At 68.8% G+C, this 14,067-nt stretch carries 10 protein-coding genes; 7 read left to right on the plus strand and 3 right to left on the minus strand.

Going from position 1 to position 14,067, the window contains the following annotated elements:
• Positions 1-45: 45 nt before the first annotated feature.
• Positions 46-2,289 (minus strand): cyanophycin synthetase, encoded by a 2,244-nt coding sequence (locus tag AC1RAA_RS23650; protein ID WP_235944232.1) that lies wholly within the window; start codon positions 2,287-2,289, stop codon positions 46-48.
• 139 nt (positions 2,290-2,428) lie between these two features.
• Between AC1RAA_RS23650 and AC1RAA_RS23655 the strand changes: the two genes are divergently transcribed.
• The 3 genes from AC1RAA_RS23655 to queC all read left to right on the plus strand — a co-directional run bounded on the left by AC1RAA_RS23655 (position 2,429) and on the right by queC (position 5,993).
• Positions 2,429-4,717, plus strand: coding sequence for a cyanophycin metabolism-associated ABC transporter (locus tag AC1RAA_RS23655; protein ID WP_492732180.1), 2,289 nt, complete (start codon positions 2,429-2,431; stop codon positions 4,715-4,717).
• The gene (locus tag AC1RAA_RS23660) at positions 4,717-5,202 is read left to right on the plus strand and encodes a cyanophycin metabolism-associated DUF1854 family protein (RefSeq protein ID WP_492732178.1); all 486 of its coding nucleotides are present in this window, start codon (positions 4,717-4,719) and stop codon (positions 5,200-5,202) included. The genes AC1RAA_RS23655 and AC1RAA_RS23660 overlap by 1 nt, the downstream gene beginning before the upstream one ends.
• Before the next feature lie 86 nt (positions 5,203-5,288).
• Positions 5,289-5,993 carry a 7-cyano-7-deazaguanine synthase QueC gene (gene queC / locus AC1RAA_RS23665; RefSeq protein ID WP_095743689.1) on the plus strand — a complete coding sequence of 235 codons (705 nt, stop codon included), beginning with the start codon at positions 5,289-5,291 and terminating at the stop codon, positions 5,991-5,993.
• Here queC and AC1RAA_RS23670 read toward each other — a convergent pair.
• Both AC1RAA_RS23670 and AC1RAA_RS23675 read right to left on the minus strand, forming a co-directional pair.
• Positions 5,975-7,786, minus strand: coding sequence for an ABC transporter ATP-binding protein/permease (locus AC1RAA_RS23670; protein ID WP_492732176.1), 1,812 nt, complete (start codon positions 7,784-7,786; stop codon positions 5,975-5,977). The two genes, queC and AC1RAA_RS23670, sit on opposite strands and share 19 nt — an antisense overlap.
• A gap of 97 nt (positions 7,787-7,883) precedes the next feature.
• A complete protein-coding gene (locus AC1RAA_RS23675; protein ID WP_447741256.1) occupies positions 7,884-8,444 on the minus strand; it encodes a phosphonate degradation HD-domain oxygenase in 561 nt (186 codons plus the stop codon).
• A 206-nt stretch (positions 8,445-8,650) separates the two neighbouring features.
• Here AC1RAA_RS23675 and AC1RAA_RS23680 point away from each other — a divergent pair, with 206 nt between their 5' ends.
• The 4 genes from AC1RAA_RS23680 to AC1RAA_RS23695 all read left to right on the plus strand — a co-directional run bounded on the left by AC1RAA_RS23680 (position 8,651) and on the right by AC1RAA_RS23695 (position 14,047).
• Positions 8,651-9,685, plus strand: coding sequence for a putative 2-aminoethylphosphonate ABC transporter substrate-binding protein (locus tag AC1RAA_RS23680; RefSeq protein ID WP_062481319.1), 1,035 nt, complete (start codon positions 8,651-8,653; stop codon positions 9,683-9,685).
• A 118-nt stretch (positions 9,686-9,803) separates the two neighbouring features.
• A complete protein-coding gene (locus AC1RAA_RS23685; protein WP_492732174.1) occupies positions 9,804-10,877 on the plus strand; it encodes an ABC transporter ATP-binding protein in 1,074 nt (357 codons plus the stop codon).
• A 327-nt stretch (positions 10,878-11,204) separates the two neighbouring features.
• Positions 11,205-12,914, plus strand: coding sequence for a putative 2-aminoethylphosphonate ABC transporter permease subunit (locus AC1RAA_RS23690; protein ID WP_492732172.1), 1,710 nt, complete (start codon positions 11,205-11,207; stop codon positions 12,912-12,914).
• A complete protein-coding gene (locus AC1RAA_RS23695; protein ID WP_492732170.1) occupies positions 12,914-14,047 on the plus strand; it encodes a TIGR03364 family FAD-dependent oxidoreductase in 1,134 nt (377 codons plus the stop codon). The genes AC1RAA_RS23690 and AC1RAA_RS23695 overlap by 1 nt, the downstream gene beginning before the upstream one ends.
• The last annotated feature ends 20 nt before the right edge of the window (positions 14,048-14,067 follow it).

The following is a 14,067-nucleotide window of genomic DNA, read 5'->3' on the forward strand; positions in this document are numbered from 1 at the left end:
TTGGCGAAGCGACACGAAGTGCGCGGAGCCTGGGGGCGGGCATTGTTAGGCCAGTTGTAGTTGGGGCGAAAGGGGCGAGGCCTGCGACAGCTGCAGCGAGGCCAGGGCCGCCTGCAGGTCGGCTTCGAAGGCCTCGACGCCGGCGCCGATCAGGTTGAGCGGAATGCCCATGGCCCAGGCGGCGGCCACGGCGGCCAGCAGGCTTTCGAGGCTCACGCCGACGTGGGTCGCGCGCCAGATGGTCAGGCGGCCCAGGCCGGGCAGGAACGATTCGCTCGTGCCGTTGGCCAGCACCACGCGGTCCTGGCGCACCAGCACGGCCTTGCCGCCTTCGGCCTGGTGCGCGGCGAGCGCGGCGGCCTGCGGGTCGGCCGCATAGAGGATGACGGCGCCATCGCACAGCGGCGCCAGCGCGGCGATGCGCGGCTCGTCGGCATTGAGCACGGCCGTGCCTTCGCCCAGCACCACGTCGACCTGGGTGCGCAGCACCTTGACCATCTGGTCGCTCTCGGTGATGTCGTAGTCGGCCAGGGCTTCGCAGCCTTCGAGGTCGGTCACGATGCCGACTTCGCAGCGGTCGTAGGCCAGGCCGTCGCGCAGGATGGTCTCGGCGCCGTTCTCGATCACCACGGCCTCGACGGCGCGGTTCACGAGCAGGCGGTGGCCGGCGTCCCAGTTGGCGCTGTCGCGTGCGTCGACGCGGCGGCGTTCCAGGAACAGGCCGTCGCGGCAGGCCAGGCCGGTGTGGCGCCCGCCGAGGTTGATGAGCCAGGCCACCAATCGTGCGAGCACGGCGGTGTCGCGCGAACCGGCCACGCCCACCACGGGGATGCGGCCGGGCGCGTCGTTCGGGAACAGGTGGTCGCAGATGGCGCGGCCCACGGGGCGCGGCGAACCGATGGCCGGCTTCAGGTGCATCAGCAGGCCGGGGCCGGCGTTCACCTCGACGATCGCGCCGCCCTGCGGGCCCAGCGGCTTGGAAATATCTTGCGCGACCATGTCGATGCCCGCGATGTCCAGGCCGACCACGCGGGCGGCGAGCACGGCGGCGTGCGCCACCTCGGGGTGCACGAGGTCGGTGCAGTCGTAGGCCATGTTGCCGTTGCGCTGGATCGTGACCACGCGGCCGGCGGCGGGCACCGAGTTGCCGTCCAGTTCCTGGCGCTTGAGCTCCAGCTGCAGCTTGGCGTCGGTGGCCAGCACGATCACGTCGAGCGGGAATTCTTCTTCGGCGCCGCGGCGCGGGTCGCTGTTGAGCTGCTTGTCGATCAGCCCGGCCACGGTGTTCGTGCCGTCGCCGGTCACGGTGATGATCTCGCCGCGCGCGGCCGCCACCACCTCGCCGCCCACCACCAGCAGGCGGTGTTCGTGGCCGCGGATGAAGCGCTCGACCATCACGTCGCTGCCTTCGGGCTCGGCGACCGCGAAGGCGGCCATGACTTCCTCGCGCGTGGTCAGCTCGAGCGACACGCCGCGGCCGTGGTTGGCGTCCGACGGCTTCACGACCACGGGCAGGCCGATGTCCTCGGCGGCTTCCCAGGCTTCCTCGGGCGACTCGACCACCTGGCCGTGCGGCACCGGCACGCCGCAGCTGGCGAGCAGCGACTTGGTCAGTTCCTTGTCGCTGGCGATCGATTCGCCGATGGCGCTGGTGTAGTCGGTTTCTGCGGTCCAGATGCGCTGCTGGTTGGCGCCGTAGCCCAGCTGCACCAGGTTGCCGCTGTTCAGGCGCATGTGCGGAATGCCGCGGTCGGTGGCGGCAGACACGATGGCGGCGGTGCTCGGGCCGAGGTAGCAGTCTTCGACCTTGGCCTTGACGGCCTCGACGGCGGTCTGCACGTCGGCGGCGGTGAACGGGTCGTTGTTGATGGCCGCCATCAGCAGGCGGTGGCCTTCGGTGAGCGCCACGCGGGCGACCTGCTCGTCACGCGCGCGGAACACCATGCGGTACACGCCGTGCTCCGAGGTGCTGCGGGTTTGCCCGAAGCCGGTCGGCATGCCGGCCAGGTTCAGCAGTTCGATCACGACGTGCTCCAGCACGTGGCCCGACCAGGTGCCTTCGGTGAGGCGCTGGATGAACCCGCCGCGCTCGCCCACGCCGCAGTGGTGCTCGATGAGCGCCGGCAGCAGGGTGGTCAGCCGGTCGGTGAAACCGTCGATCTTGTTGGAGGGGAAGTCTTCCAGTTGGCCCAGGTCGAGCCAGACTTCGAGCACCGGACGGTAGGTCCAGAGGTTGGGACCGCGCAAATAGTTGATGCGCAGCAATTGGATGTCGTCGAAACGGGTCATGCAAACGTTCGATGTGCTTTGGCCGAGCACCACGGCGCCTTCAAGCGCACCCATGGCGATCGGTCAGAATCGGCGCCCGACCAAGGACGCCATGACGCGGTCCCAGCGGCCCGCGACGGGCAAGAGTCAAATAAACACAATGCAACATCACGATCCAGTCGGCGCCCAGGCGGGCGAAACGGAGGCGGTCTCAGGCGTGCTGAAAAGCCGACTCGCAGGCGCTGAAAACGTTTCGGTAACACTTGCGGTTGACCTCGACGACCAACTTCGCTTCGCCACCGGCCTCGTCGCCCTGACCGACCAGCGGCTCGTGGCCTTGGAGCCGGGTGGCGAGTGGCGTGAGTGGCCACTCACCGAGCAGGCCTTGGAAATGCGTCTTTCCGACCATGCAGGCGTCGGAACCCTCGACCTCATCGGCCCCGCCGGACAGCTCGCCCGCTGGCGCTACACCCTGGCCGGCCAGCCGGCGGCGCTCAAGCTGCTCAAGCTGTTCGGCCAGCGCGCCGCATCCGCTGTCGCGAAGGCGACAGAGGAGGTGCCCGAACTTCTCGACGTCGACGGCACCGACACCGAGCTGCAGACCCCGCCCTCGACCTGGGTGCTGTTGCGCCTGGGCCGCTTTGCCGGGCCGTACCGCAAGCAGCTGATCCTCGGGTTTGTCCTGACCCTGATTTCCACCGCCGCCACGCTGGTGCCGCCGTACTTGACCATCCCGCTGATGGACGACATCCTGATCCCGTTCCAGAACGGGCAGAAGATCGATTCCGGCCGGGTCGGCCTCTACCTGGGCGGCCTGCTGATTGCGGCGCTGGTTGGCTGGGGGCTGGGCTGGGCGCGCACCTACCTCTTGGCGCTGGTCTCGGAACGCATCGGCGCCGACCTGCGCACCACCACCTACGAGCACCTGCTGACCCTGCCGCTGGACTACTTCGGCGGCAAGCGCACCGGCGACCTCATGGCGCGCATCGGCTCGGAAACCGACCGCATCAACGTCTTCTTGTCGCTGCACGCGCTCGATTTCGCCAACGACGTGCTGATGATCGTCATGACGGCGGCCATCCTCATCTCGATCAACCCGCTGCTGGCCGTGGTCACGCTGGTGCCGCTGCCCTTCATCGCCTGGATGATCCACGTCGTGCGCGACCGCCTGCGCACCGGCTTCGAGAAGATCGACCGCGTCTGGTCCGAAGTGACCAACGTGCTGGCCGACACCATTCCCGGCATCCGCGTGGTCAAGGCCTTTGCGCAGGAGCGCCGCGAAGCCGAGCGCTTCCGCGTGGCCAACGCCTACAACCTGCAGGTCAACGACAAGCTCAACCGCACCTGGTCGCTGTTCACGCCGACCGTGTCGCTGCTGACCGAAATCGGCCTGCTTGTGGTCTGGGCCTTCGGCATCTGGCAGGTGGCGCGCGGCAGCATCACGGTGGGCGTGCTCACCGCCTTCATCGCCTACATCGGCCGTTTCTACACGCGGCTCGATTCGATGAGCCGCATCGTCTCGGTCACGCAGAAGGCCGCCGCCGGCGCCAAGCGCATCTTCGACATCCTCGACCACGTGAGCAACGTGCCCGAGCCGGCCAACCCGGTGAAGGTGGAGCGCGTGCAGGGCCGCATCGAGATGAGCGGCCTCGGTTTCCGCTACGGCTCGCGCGCCGTCATCCACGACCTCGACCTGACCATCGAGCCCGGCGAGATGATCGGCCTCGTGGGCCACAGCGGCTCGGGCAAGAGCACGCTGGTCAACCTGATCTGCCGCTTCTACGACGTGACCGACGGCGCCATCAAGGTCGACGGCACCGACATCCGCCGCTTCGCCGTGGCCGACTACCGCCGCCACGTCGGGCTGGTGCTGCAGGAGCCGTTCCTGTTCTTCGGCACCATCGCGCAGAACATCGCCTACGGCAAGCCCGACGCCACGCGCGAAGAGGTGGTGGCGGCGGCCCGCGCGGCCCACGCGCACGACTTCATCCTGCGCCTGCCGCACGGCTACGACTCGCTGGTGGGCGAGCGCGGCCAGGGCCTGTCGGGCGGCGAGCGCCAGCGCATCAGCATCGCGCGCGCCTTGCTCATCGACCCGCGCATCCTGATCCTCGACGAGGCCACCTCGGCCGTCGACACCGAGACCGAGAAGGAAATCCAGAAGGCGCTCGACAACCTCGTGCAGGGCCGCACCACCATCGCCATCGCGCACCGCCTGTCCACGCTGCGCAAGGCCGACCGGCTCGTGGTCATGGACCGCGGCGAGGTGGTCGAGGTCGGGCCGCACGACGCGCTCATGGCCAAGCAGGGCGCCTACTGGCGCCTCTACCAGGCGCAGCTGCGCCAGGGCGACGAAGACGATGTGAGCGAAGGCGCCGCCGACGAGCGCGCCAACGCCCAGGCGCCGCTGGCCGTGAGCCACGCCGCCCATCCGGCAGGGGACGTGTGATGAGCAGCAGCACCAATACCACCATCAGCTTCGAACTCGCCCGCGACACCTTCGGGCGCCTCGTGCTGACCGACGCTCAGGGCGAGCGCCACGTGGGCGTGACACCCGTGCGCGCCTTTCCGCTCAGCGCGCCCAACGAGGGCGTGTCGCTGGTCGGCAGCGAAGGCCGCGAACTCGTGTGGGTCGACCGCGTCGACCAGCTGCCCGCGCCCACTCAGGCGCTGCTGACCGAAGAACTCGCCGTGCGCGACTTCGCGCCCACCTTGCTGAAGCTGCACGGCGTGTCCAGCTTCGGCGTGCCCAGCACCTGGACCGTGAGCACCGACCGCGGCGACACCAGCTTCGTGCTCAAGGCCGAGGAAGACATCCGCCGCCTCGACGGCGGCGCGCTGCTGATCGCCAGCGCGCACGGCGTGCAGTTCCGCATTCCCGATGCGAAGGCGCTGGATCGCGCCTCGCGCAAGCTGCTGGAGCGCTTTCTCTAGAAGCACCGCAGAACAGGGCGGCCCGCAGCATCGATCGGCTGCGAAAATCGCGCATTTGCACTACAACGGCCCCGCCGTTGACGGACATGCCCCTGCACACCACCGCCCTCGTTCTCTTCTCCGGCGGCCAGGACTCGGCCACCTGCCTGGCCGAGGCCCTGTCCAAGTACCAGCGTGTCGAAACGCTGGGCTTCGATTACGGCCAGCGCCACCGCGTCGAGCTCGACGTGCGCGGCACCGTGCTCGCGAAGATGCGCGAGCGCTTTCCCGAATGGGCGCCGCGCCTGGGCGAAGACCACGTGCTCACGCTGGCCGCGCTGGCGCAGCTCGGCGGCTCCTCGCTCACCGAAGAAGTCGCCTTCGCCATGCAGGCCGACGGCCTGCCCAATACCTTCGTGCCGGGGCGCAACCTGCTGTTCCTCACGCTGGCGGGCGCGCTGGCCTACCGGCGCGGGCTGCAGGTGATCGTCACCGGCGTGTGCGAAACCGACTTCTCGGGCTACCCCGACTGCCGCGACGACACCATGAAGGCCATGCAGCTGGCGCTGTCGCTCGGCCTGGAGCGCCGCCTCGTGATCGAGACGCCGCTCATGTGGATCGACAAGGCCGAGACCTGGGCGCTGGCCCACCGCCTGGGCGGCCAGCCGCTGGTCGACCTGATCGTGGAAGAAACCCACACCTGCTACCTCGGCGACCGCGAACACCGCCAGGCCTGGGGCTACGGCTGCGGCGAATGCCCGGCCTGCGATCTGCGCAAGAAGGGCTGGGAGCGTTACGTCGCTGCGGCCTGAGCCGCTGTAGAGGTATCGAGCCGGTAGCGCGCGCCGCCGGCTGCGCTTTCGTCCTGTGGCACCAGCGTCCACCGCTGGCCATGGAAATCGCCCACCGCCGGCCGGTGCGCAATCGACACCATCGCACCGCCGCCCGCGCGCACCGTGTCGGCCAGCCGCCGGTAGAGCACGGCTTCGGCCGGTGCATCGAGCGCGCTGGTCACTTCGTCGGCGAAGAGCCATGCCGGCTTCTTCAGCAGCACCCGCGCGATGGCCAGCCGCTGCTGCTCGCCGCCCGAGAGCTTCTGGCTCCAGGCGTCGCTGTCGTCGAGCCGGTTCACCAGGTCGGGCAGCAGCGCATCGGCCAGGGCCTGGCGCAGCTGGTCGTCGCTGAAGCCGGCGGCCGGGTGCGGGTAGGTCAGCGCCTCGCGCAGCTTGCCGTCGGGCAGGTAGGGGCGCTGCGGCATGAAGACCGCGTCGGCCGGGGCCTGCACCTTGCCGCGCGCAAACGGCCAGATGCCCGCGAAGGCGCGGAACAGCGTCGACTTGCCGCTGCCCGAAGGGCCTTGCAGCAGCACGCTGTCGCCGGGGCGCACCGCCAGCGCGGCGCCGGCCAGCAGCTGCGTGCCGTTGGGCAGCGCGAGCGTGAGGTCGCTGGTGCCCAGCGCGGCGGCGCCTTCTTCGCGCTGCAGGGCGTCTTCGCGCGCGGCGTGGGCGCGCATCGCGTCGTCGAAGCTGATCAGGCGGTCGGTGGTGGCGCGCCAGACGGCCACGCGGTCGTAGTTGGTCACGAACCAGCTCAGCGAATCCTGCACCTTTTCAAAAGCGGTCGAGATCTGGATCAGCGCGCCCAGCTGGATGGCGCCGCTGAAGAAGCGCGGCGCCGACACGATGAACGGAAAGATCACCGACGCCTGTCCGAACATCGCGGTGAAGGTGACCAGGTTCTTCTGCTTCTTGATCAGCTGCAGGTAGTTGCGCAGCACGGCGCCGAAGCGCGTGTCGAGTTGGCCGCGCTCCACCGTCTCGCCGCGGTCGAGCGCGATGGCTTCGCTGTACTCGCGCACGCGCACCAGGTGGTGGCGGAAGTCGGCCTCGAAGCGCTGCTGGCGGAAGTTCAGGCCGATCAGCGGCCGGCCGATGAAGTGCGTGATGACCGTGCCGACCACGCAGTAGACCAGCGCCAGCCACACCATCGAGCCCGCGACCTGGTAGGTGCTGCCGCCCAGCGACAGGTCGAAGGTGCCCGACAGGCCCCACAGGATGCCGATGAAGCTCAGCAGCGTGACCACCGCGTTCAGGATCTCCATCGACAGCGTCATGGTCGCGTTGGTGAACATCTGCATGTCCTCCTGGATGCGCTGGTCGGGGTTGTCGGGCGTGGCGCCGTCGGCGTGCGCGTAGCGCGCCAGTTCCAGGTGATAGAAGGCGCGGTCGGCCATCCAGCGGCCGAGGTAGTGGCGGGTCATCCACGAGCGCCAGCGCAGCTGCAGCAGCTGCGTCAGGTAGAACTTCGCCACCTGGATCGCGATGTTGAAGAAGGCCAGCACGGCGAACACGCGGATCTCGCGCCAGAACACCACCGCGTCCTTGTTCTGCAGCCCGTCATAGAAGCGGCCGTACCACTGGTTGAAGAGCACCAGCGCGTACACGTACGCCAGGTTCAGCGCCACGATGCCCGCGAACATGAGGCGCGCCCGCCATTTTTCTTCGTCCGAGCTGAAGTAGGGCGCCGCGAGCCGCAGCACGCGGCGCAGGACCTGGACGAACGCGCCGGCACGCGCCGCGATGGTGGGGGATGGAACAGATGACATGCGGATTTCCTCGCAGGCGCAGGGGCGCCGGACCTCGTGAGGAAACCATCGTAGACAAATGTTTCTTAAACGGGGCTGAAAGTCGGCCCGCCGGCCCTCAGCGCAGCATCACGCGCGCCGCCGTCGCCAGGAAATGCGCCAGCGGCGGCGTTCGCAGCCCCTCGGCCTTGGCCGCTTCGTCCCACAGCCGCAGCCGCACCGCGTCGCCCGACCACGGCAGGCCCGCAAAGCGCTGCGCCGCCTCGTCGTCCATCACGCCGCCCTGCAGCGCCAGGCTGCGCACCGAATCGGGCGAGAGCTTCGACACGTAGCCCGGTCGCGTCGCGCACAGGTAGCGCTTGGCGTCCACGTGCAGCCGGATCGGTTCGCGCACCGCCACGTCGAAGGCGCCGCGCAGCAGCGGCAGCGCGATGTACTGGTGGCGGTCGTCAATGCCCAGTTCGGTGGGCGAGAGCGACAGCGTCTGGTGCTCGGCGATCAGCAGGTGCCCCAGGTCGTGCAGCAATGCGGCCGTCACGAGCGTGTCGCCGGCGCCGGCCTGTTCGGCCAGCCAGGCGCATTGCAACGCGTGTTCGAGCTGCGACACCGGCTCGCCCGCGTACGCCAGGCCGCCGCGTTCGGCGAACAGGCGAGCGATCTCGGCGAGGTCGAGTGTCATGGGATTGCAAAAGAACGGGTGCGACAGCCTGTGCAGGCTCGCGCCGCTCGATGACAGCCGTGTGACGAAAGTGCAAACGCCGCAGCGCGGGTACGGCCGTGTGACAAACCTTTGTCACATAGCGCTGCGAGCATCGCTGCGTTCACGGCCCCGGCCGTGTTTTCTTTTTGCGTACACCGCCAGTTCTTACCTCGAGGGAATCTCCCATGCTGCATCGTCGTCTGATGTGGGCCGCCGTGCCCGCCGCCTTGTTCTCGCTGGCTTTCGCCGCCTCGGCCCAGGGCCGCACCGAGCTGCTGGTCTACACCGCGCTCGAAGCCGACCAGGTGCAGGCCTACAAGGCCGCCTTCGAAAAGGAGAACCCGGCCATCGAGCTGAAGTTCGTGCGCGACTCCACCGGCATCGTCACCGCCAAGCTGCTGGCCGAAAAGGCCAACCCCCAGGCCGACGTGGTGTGGGGCCTGGCCGCCACCTCGCTGATGCTGCTCGACAAGGAAGGCATGCTCCAGCCCTACGCCCCCAAGGGCCTGGACGCCATCAAGCCCACCATGCGCGACACCGCCAACCCGCCCAAGTGGGTCGGCATGGACGTGTGGTCGTCGGCCATCTGCTTCAACACCGCCGAAGCCACGAAGAAGAACCTGCCCAAGCCCACCAGCTGGGCCGACCTGACCAACCCGGTCTACAAGGGCCAGATCACCATGCCCAACCCGGCCGCCTCGGGCACCGGCTACCTCATGGTGTCGGGCTGGATCCAGATGATGGGCGAGGACAAGGCCTGGAAGTACATGGACGCGCTGCACCAGAACATCGGCGTGTACAGCCTGTCGGGCAGCAAGCCCTGCCGCCAGGCCGGCGCCGGCGAGTTCGCGCTCGGCATGTCGTTCGAATACCGCGCCAACAAGACCAAGCGCGACGGCGCCCCCATCGACATCGTGCTGCCCAAGGAAGGCCTGGGCTGGGACATGGAAGCCACCGGCATCATCAAGACCAGCAAGAAGCAGGACGCCGCCAAGGCCCTGGCCGACTGGGCCGTGACGAAGCAGGCCAACGAGCTGTACGCGAAGAACTTCGCCGTGCTCGCACTGCCGGGCATCCAGGAAAAGCTGGAGTTCGTGCCGGGCGACGTCGAGAAGCTGCTGGCCAAGAACGACTTCAACTGGGCTGCCGCCAACCGCGACCGCATCCTGACGGAATGGTCGAAGCGCTACGACGCCAAGGCCGAAAAGAAGCCGATGTAATGGGCTCTCCCCCGGTCTTCGCGCACTTCGTGTCGCTACGCCAACCCCCTCACCGGGGGCAACACCAGCGGCCCGGCAAAGCCGGTTCCGCGGTGTTTCTCGACTGGGGCCACTGAACATGACCAGTTTTCTTTCTCTTCGCGGCATCGGCAAGTCCTTTGGCGCCACGCGCGTGCTCGACGGCATCGACCTGGACATCGAGTCCGGCGAGTTCGTCTGCCTGCTCGGTCCTTCGGGCTGCGGCAAGACCACGCTGCTGCGCATCGTGTGCGGCATCGAGCGCGCCGACAGCGGGCAAATTCTGCTCGGCGGCCAGGACATCGCGGGCCTGCCGCCCGCGGCGCGTGGTTTCGGCGTGGTGTTCCAGTCGTACGCGCTGTTCCCCAACCTCACGGCGGCGCAGAACATCGCCTACGGCCTGCACCCCACGGGCGCGCTGGCGCGCGAGATGGCCAAGCGGTCGCGCGAGATGCTCGACCTCGTCGGCCTCACCGCGCATGCCGACAAGTACCCCGTGCAGCTCTCGGGCGGCCAGCAGCAGCGCATCGCCTTGGCGCGCGCCCTGGCGCCCAACCCGCGCCTGCTGCTGCTCGACGAGCCGCTCTCCGCGCTCGACGCGCAGGTGCGCGCCACGCTGCGCAGCGAAATCCGCGCGCTGCAGAAGCGTCTGGGCATCGTCACCATCATGGTCACGCACGACCAGGAAGAAGCCCTCTCGATGGCCGACCGCGTGGTGCTGATGCACAACGGCCGCATCGAGCAGGCCGGCACGCCCGACGAGCTGTACCGCAAGCCGCGCACCCGCTTCGTGGCGGGCTTCGTGGGCCGCATGAACATGCTGCCCGCCACCGTGCTGGCCGACGGCAAGGTGCGCGTGCGCGACAGCGAACTGTTCTGCGCGCCCGGCAGCCTCAGCGTGGGTTCGCAGGCCACCGTGGGCATCCGCCCCGAGCACGTGGTGGTGAAGCGCTTCGGTTCCGAACTCGGCACCAACAGCTTCGCCGCACGCCTGCTCGACACCGAGTTCTTCGGCAACCGCACCTCGGCCCGCCTGGCCTGCGAGCCACTGGGCATCGAGATCGAGGCCGAGCTGCCCGCCGATGCGCGCAGCGGCGGCGAAGAGCCGCTGGTGCCCAGCAGCATGGTGCACATCCAGCTTCCCTTGAACGCGCTGTCGGTCCTGGCGCAATGACATGACATCGCGTGTGCGGGGTCCTTGTCGCGTGGTGCGCAGTCCTTCGGGGCGCGCTCCCGCCGACGGGGTACCTTGCTCCGCGAATGTCCCCCGCCCTTCGGGCTCCTCCTTGATTTCGCTGCGCAAGGCACCCCATCGGCGTGAGCGTTGGGCAGTGCGGCTGTTGATCGAACAGCACAACGACCGCGCTCGGTGTGCGCAGGACACCGGGTGCTTCCCGCAGCGAAATCAAGGAGGAGGGCGAAGCCCGGGGGACATTCGCGGAGGGAAGTACCCGGTGGCCTGTGCACGCGCCCTGAACAACGAAACCAAAACAAGAACAACATGAGCAGTTCCACAGAAGCCCTCGCCCCGATCGCGATCCCGCGTTCGAATCACTTCGACCGCGAACGCTGGTTCACCGGCGCCGCCGTGCTGCTGGTCGTGCTGTTGCTCGTCGTGATCGTCGCACTCCCCGTCGGCGCGCTGGTCGGCCAGAGCTTCTACGACCGCGCAGGCAGCTTCGTCGGCCTGACCAACTTCGCGCGCTACCTCGAGAGCCCCGCGCTCGTGCAGTCGGCCTTCAACAGCGTGCTGCTCGCCGTGATCAGCGCCGTGCTGTGCACCGCCATCGCCTACGTGTACGCCTACGGCCTCACGCTCTCGTGCATGCCCGCCAAGGGCCTGCTGCGTGCCGTGGCGCTCATGCCGCTGCTCGCGCCTTCGCTGCTGCCGGCCATCAGCCTGATCTACCTGTTCGGCAACCAGGGCCTGTTCAAGGGGCTGCTGGGCGACCTGTCGATCTACGGACCGCTGGGCATCGTGCTCGGCTCGGTGTTCTGGACGCTGCCGCATGCGCTGCTGATCCTGACCACCGCCATGGCCACCTCGGACGGGCGTCTGTACGAAGCCGCGCAGACCCTGGGCGCCTCGCGCTGGCGCATCTTCCGCACCGTCACGTTGCCGTCGTCGCGCTACGGCCTCATCGTGGCCGCGATGGTCGTGTTCGTGCTCGTCATCACCGACTTCGGCGTGCCCAAGGTCGTGGGCGGGCAGACCAGCGTGCTCGCGACCGACATCTACAAGCAGGTGGTCGGCCAGCAGAACTTCCAGATGGGCGCGGTGGTCGGCCTCGTGCTGCTGATTCCGGCCGTGCTGTCGTTCCTCGTCGAGCGGCGCGTGCGGCGCAAGCAGGCCGCGGCGCTGTCGGCGCGCGCCACGCCCTACCAGCCCGAGCCCGTGACATCGCGCGACCGCGCACTGCTCGTGTTCTGTACGCTCACCGCCATCGCCATCGTCGTGATGATCGGCATGGCTGTGTTCGCCTCGCTCGCCAGCTACTGGCCCTACAAGCTCACGCCCTCGCTGAAGAACTACGACTTCAGCAACATGGACGGCGGCGGCTGGGGCAGCTACGGCAACTCGCTGCGCCTGGCGCTGTGCGCGGCCGTGGCGGGCGCGCTCGCCACCTTCGTGTCGGCCTACTTCGTGGAGAAGCCGCGCCACTTCGGCCTGCTGCGCGAGCTGCTGAACCTGCTGGCCAACCTGCCGCTCGCCGTGCCGGGGCTCGTGCTCGGCGTGGGCTACATCTTCTTCTTCAACTCGGCCGCGAACCCACTGCACGGCCTCTACGGCGGCATGGCGATCCTCGTGATCTGCACCGTGGCGCACTTCTTCTCGGTGGCGCACCTCACCTCGCTCACCGCACTGCGCCAGCTCGACCGCGAGTACGAGCTGGTGTCCGAGTCGATGGGCGTGCCGTTCTGGCGCACGCTGTGGCGCGTGCACCTGCCGGTGGCGCTGCCCACCGTGCTCAACGTGGCCGGCTACTTCTTCGTCAACGCGATGACCACCGTGTCGGCCGTCGTGTTCCTCTACTCGCCGCAGACCACGCTGGCCGCCATCGCCGTGCTCAACATGGACGACGCCGGCGATGTGGCACCTGCCGCCGCCATGGCCTCGCTCATCATGCTCACGGCCGCCATCGGCCGCGGCCTGTTCGCGCTGGCCGGGCACTGGGCGCTGAAGCGCACGCAAGCCTGGAGACAACGTTGATGAACCCCAGCATGTCGTTCGAGAGTTTCGATGTGATCGTGGTCGGTGCCGGCATCGTCGGCCTGGCCCATGCCTACACCGCCGCGCAGCGCGGCCTGCGCGTGTGCGTGGTCGAGCGCGATGCCGCGTGCCTGGGCGCATCGATCCGCAACTTCGGCTTCATCACCGTCACCGGCCAGGCGCCGGGCGACATGTGGCGCCGCGCGATGCATTCGCGCGACGTGTGGCAGGCCATCGCGCCGCAGGCCGGCATCGACATCGTGCACCGCCACCTCTGGCTTGCGGCCTACCGGCCCGAAGCGCATGCCGTGCTCGAAGCCTTCCTGCGCACGCCGATGGCCGAGGCCTGCGCGCTCATCGACGCCGCCGATGCGCAGGCGAGGGCGCCCGGCCTCAACCTCGCGCAGGCGCGCTCGGTGCTGTTCAGCCCGCACGAGTTGCGCGTCGAATCGCGCACCGCCGTCGGCCTGCTCGCGCGCTGGCTGGCCGAAGCGCACGGCGTGGTGTTCCGCTTCGGCGAGACCGTGCACGAGGTCGAAACCCCGCGCGTGCGCACCTCGCGCGGCACGCTGCGCGGCGAACGCGTGGTGGTCTGCACCAACACCGAGCTGCATGGCCTCTTCGCCGGCCGCATCGCCGCGCACGACCTCACGCTGTGCCGCCTGCAGATGCTGCGCGTGCAGCCCGAGGCCGGCTTTCGCCTGCCGGGCGCGGTCATGACCGACCTGAGCCTGGTGCGCTACGAGGGCTACAGCAGCTTGCCCGAAGCAGCCGCGCTGCGCGAACGGCTGATGCAGGAAGAGCGCGCCTCCCTCGACCACGGCATCCACCTCATCGTGGTGCAGAGCGCCGACGGCTCGCTGGTGGTCGGCGACTCGCATCACTACGGCGACGCACCCGAACCCTTCGCCATCGAGGCGGTCGACCAGCTCATCCTGCGCCACCTGCGCAGCACGCTCAACCTCGAGACCGCGCAGGTCACCGAACGCTGGACCGGCGTGTACCCGTCGTCGAAGACCACGCCCTGCGTGATCGACGCGCCCGACGACGCCACGCGCGTGGTGCTGGTCACCAGCGGCAGCGGCGCGAGCACGGGCTTCGGCATTGCCGCCGACGTGTTCGACGCGTGGTGAGCGCCGCTCCCTTCTTCATC

It is taken from the genome of Variovorax sp. GW823-FHT04F07 (assembly GCF_058795995.1).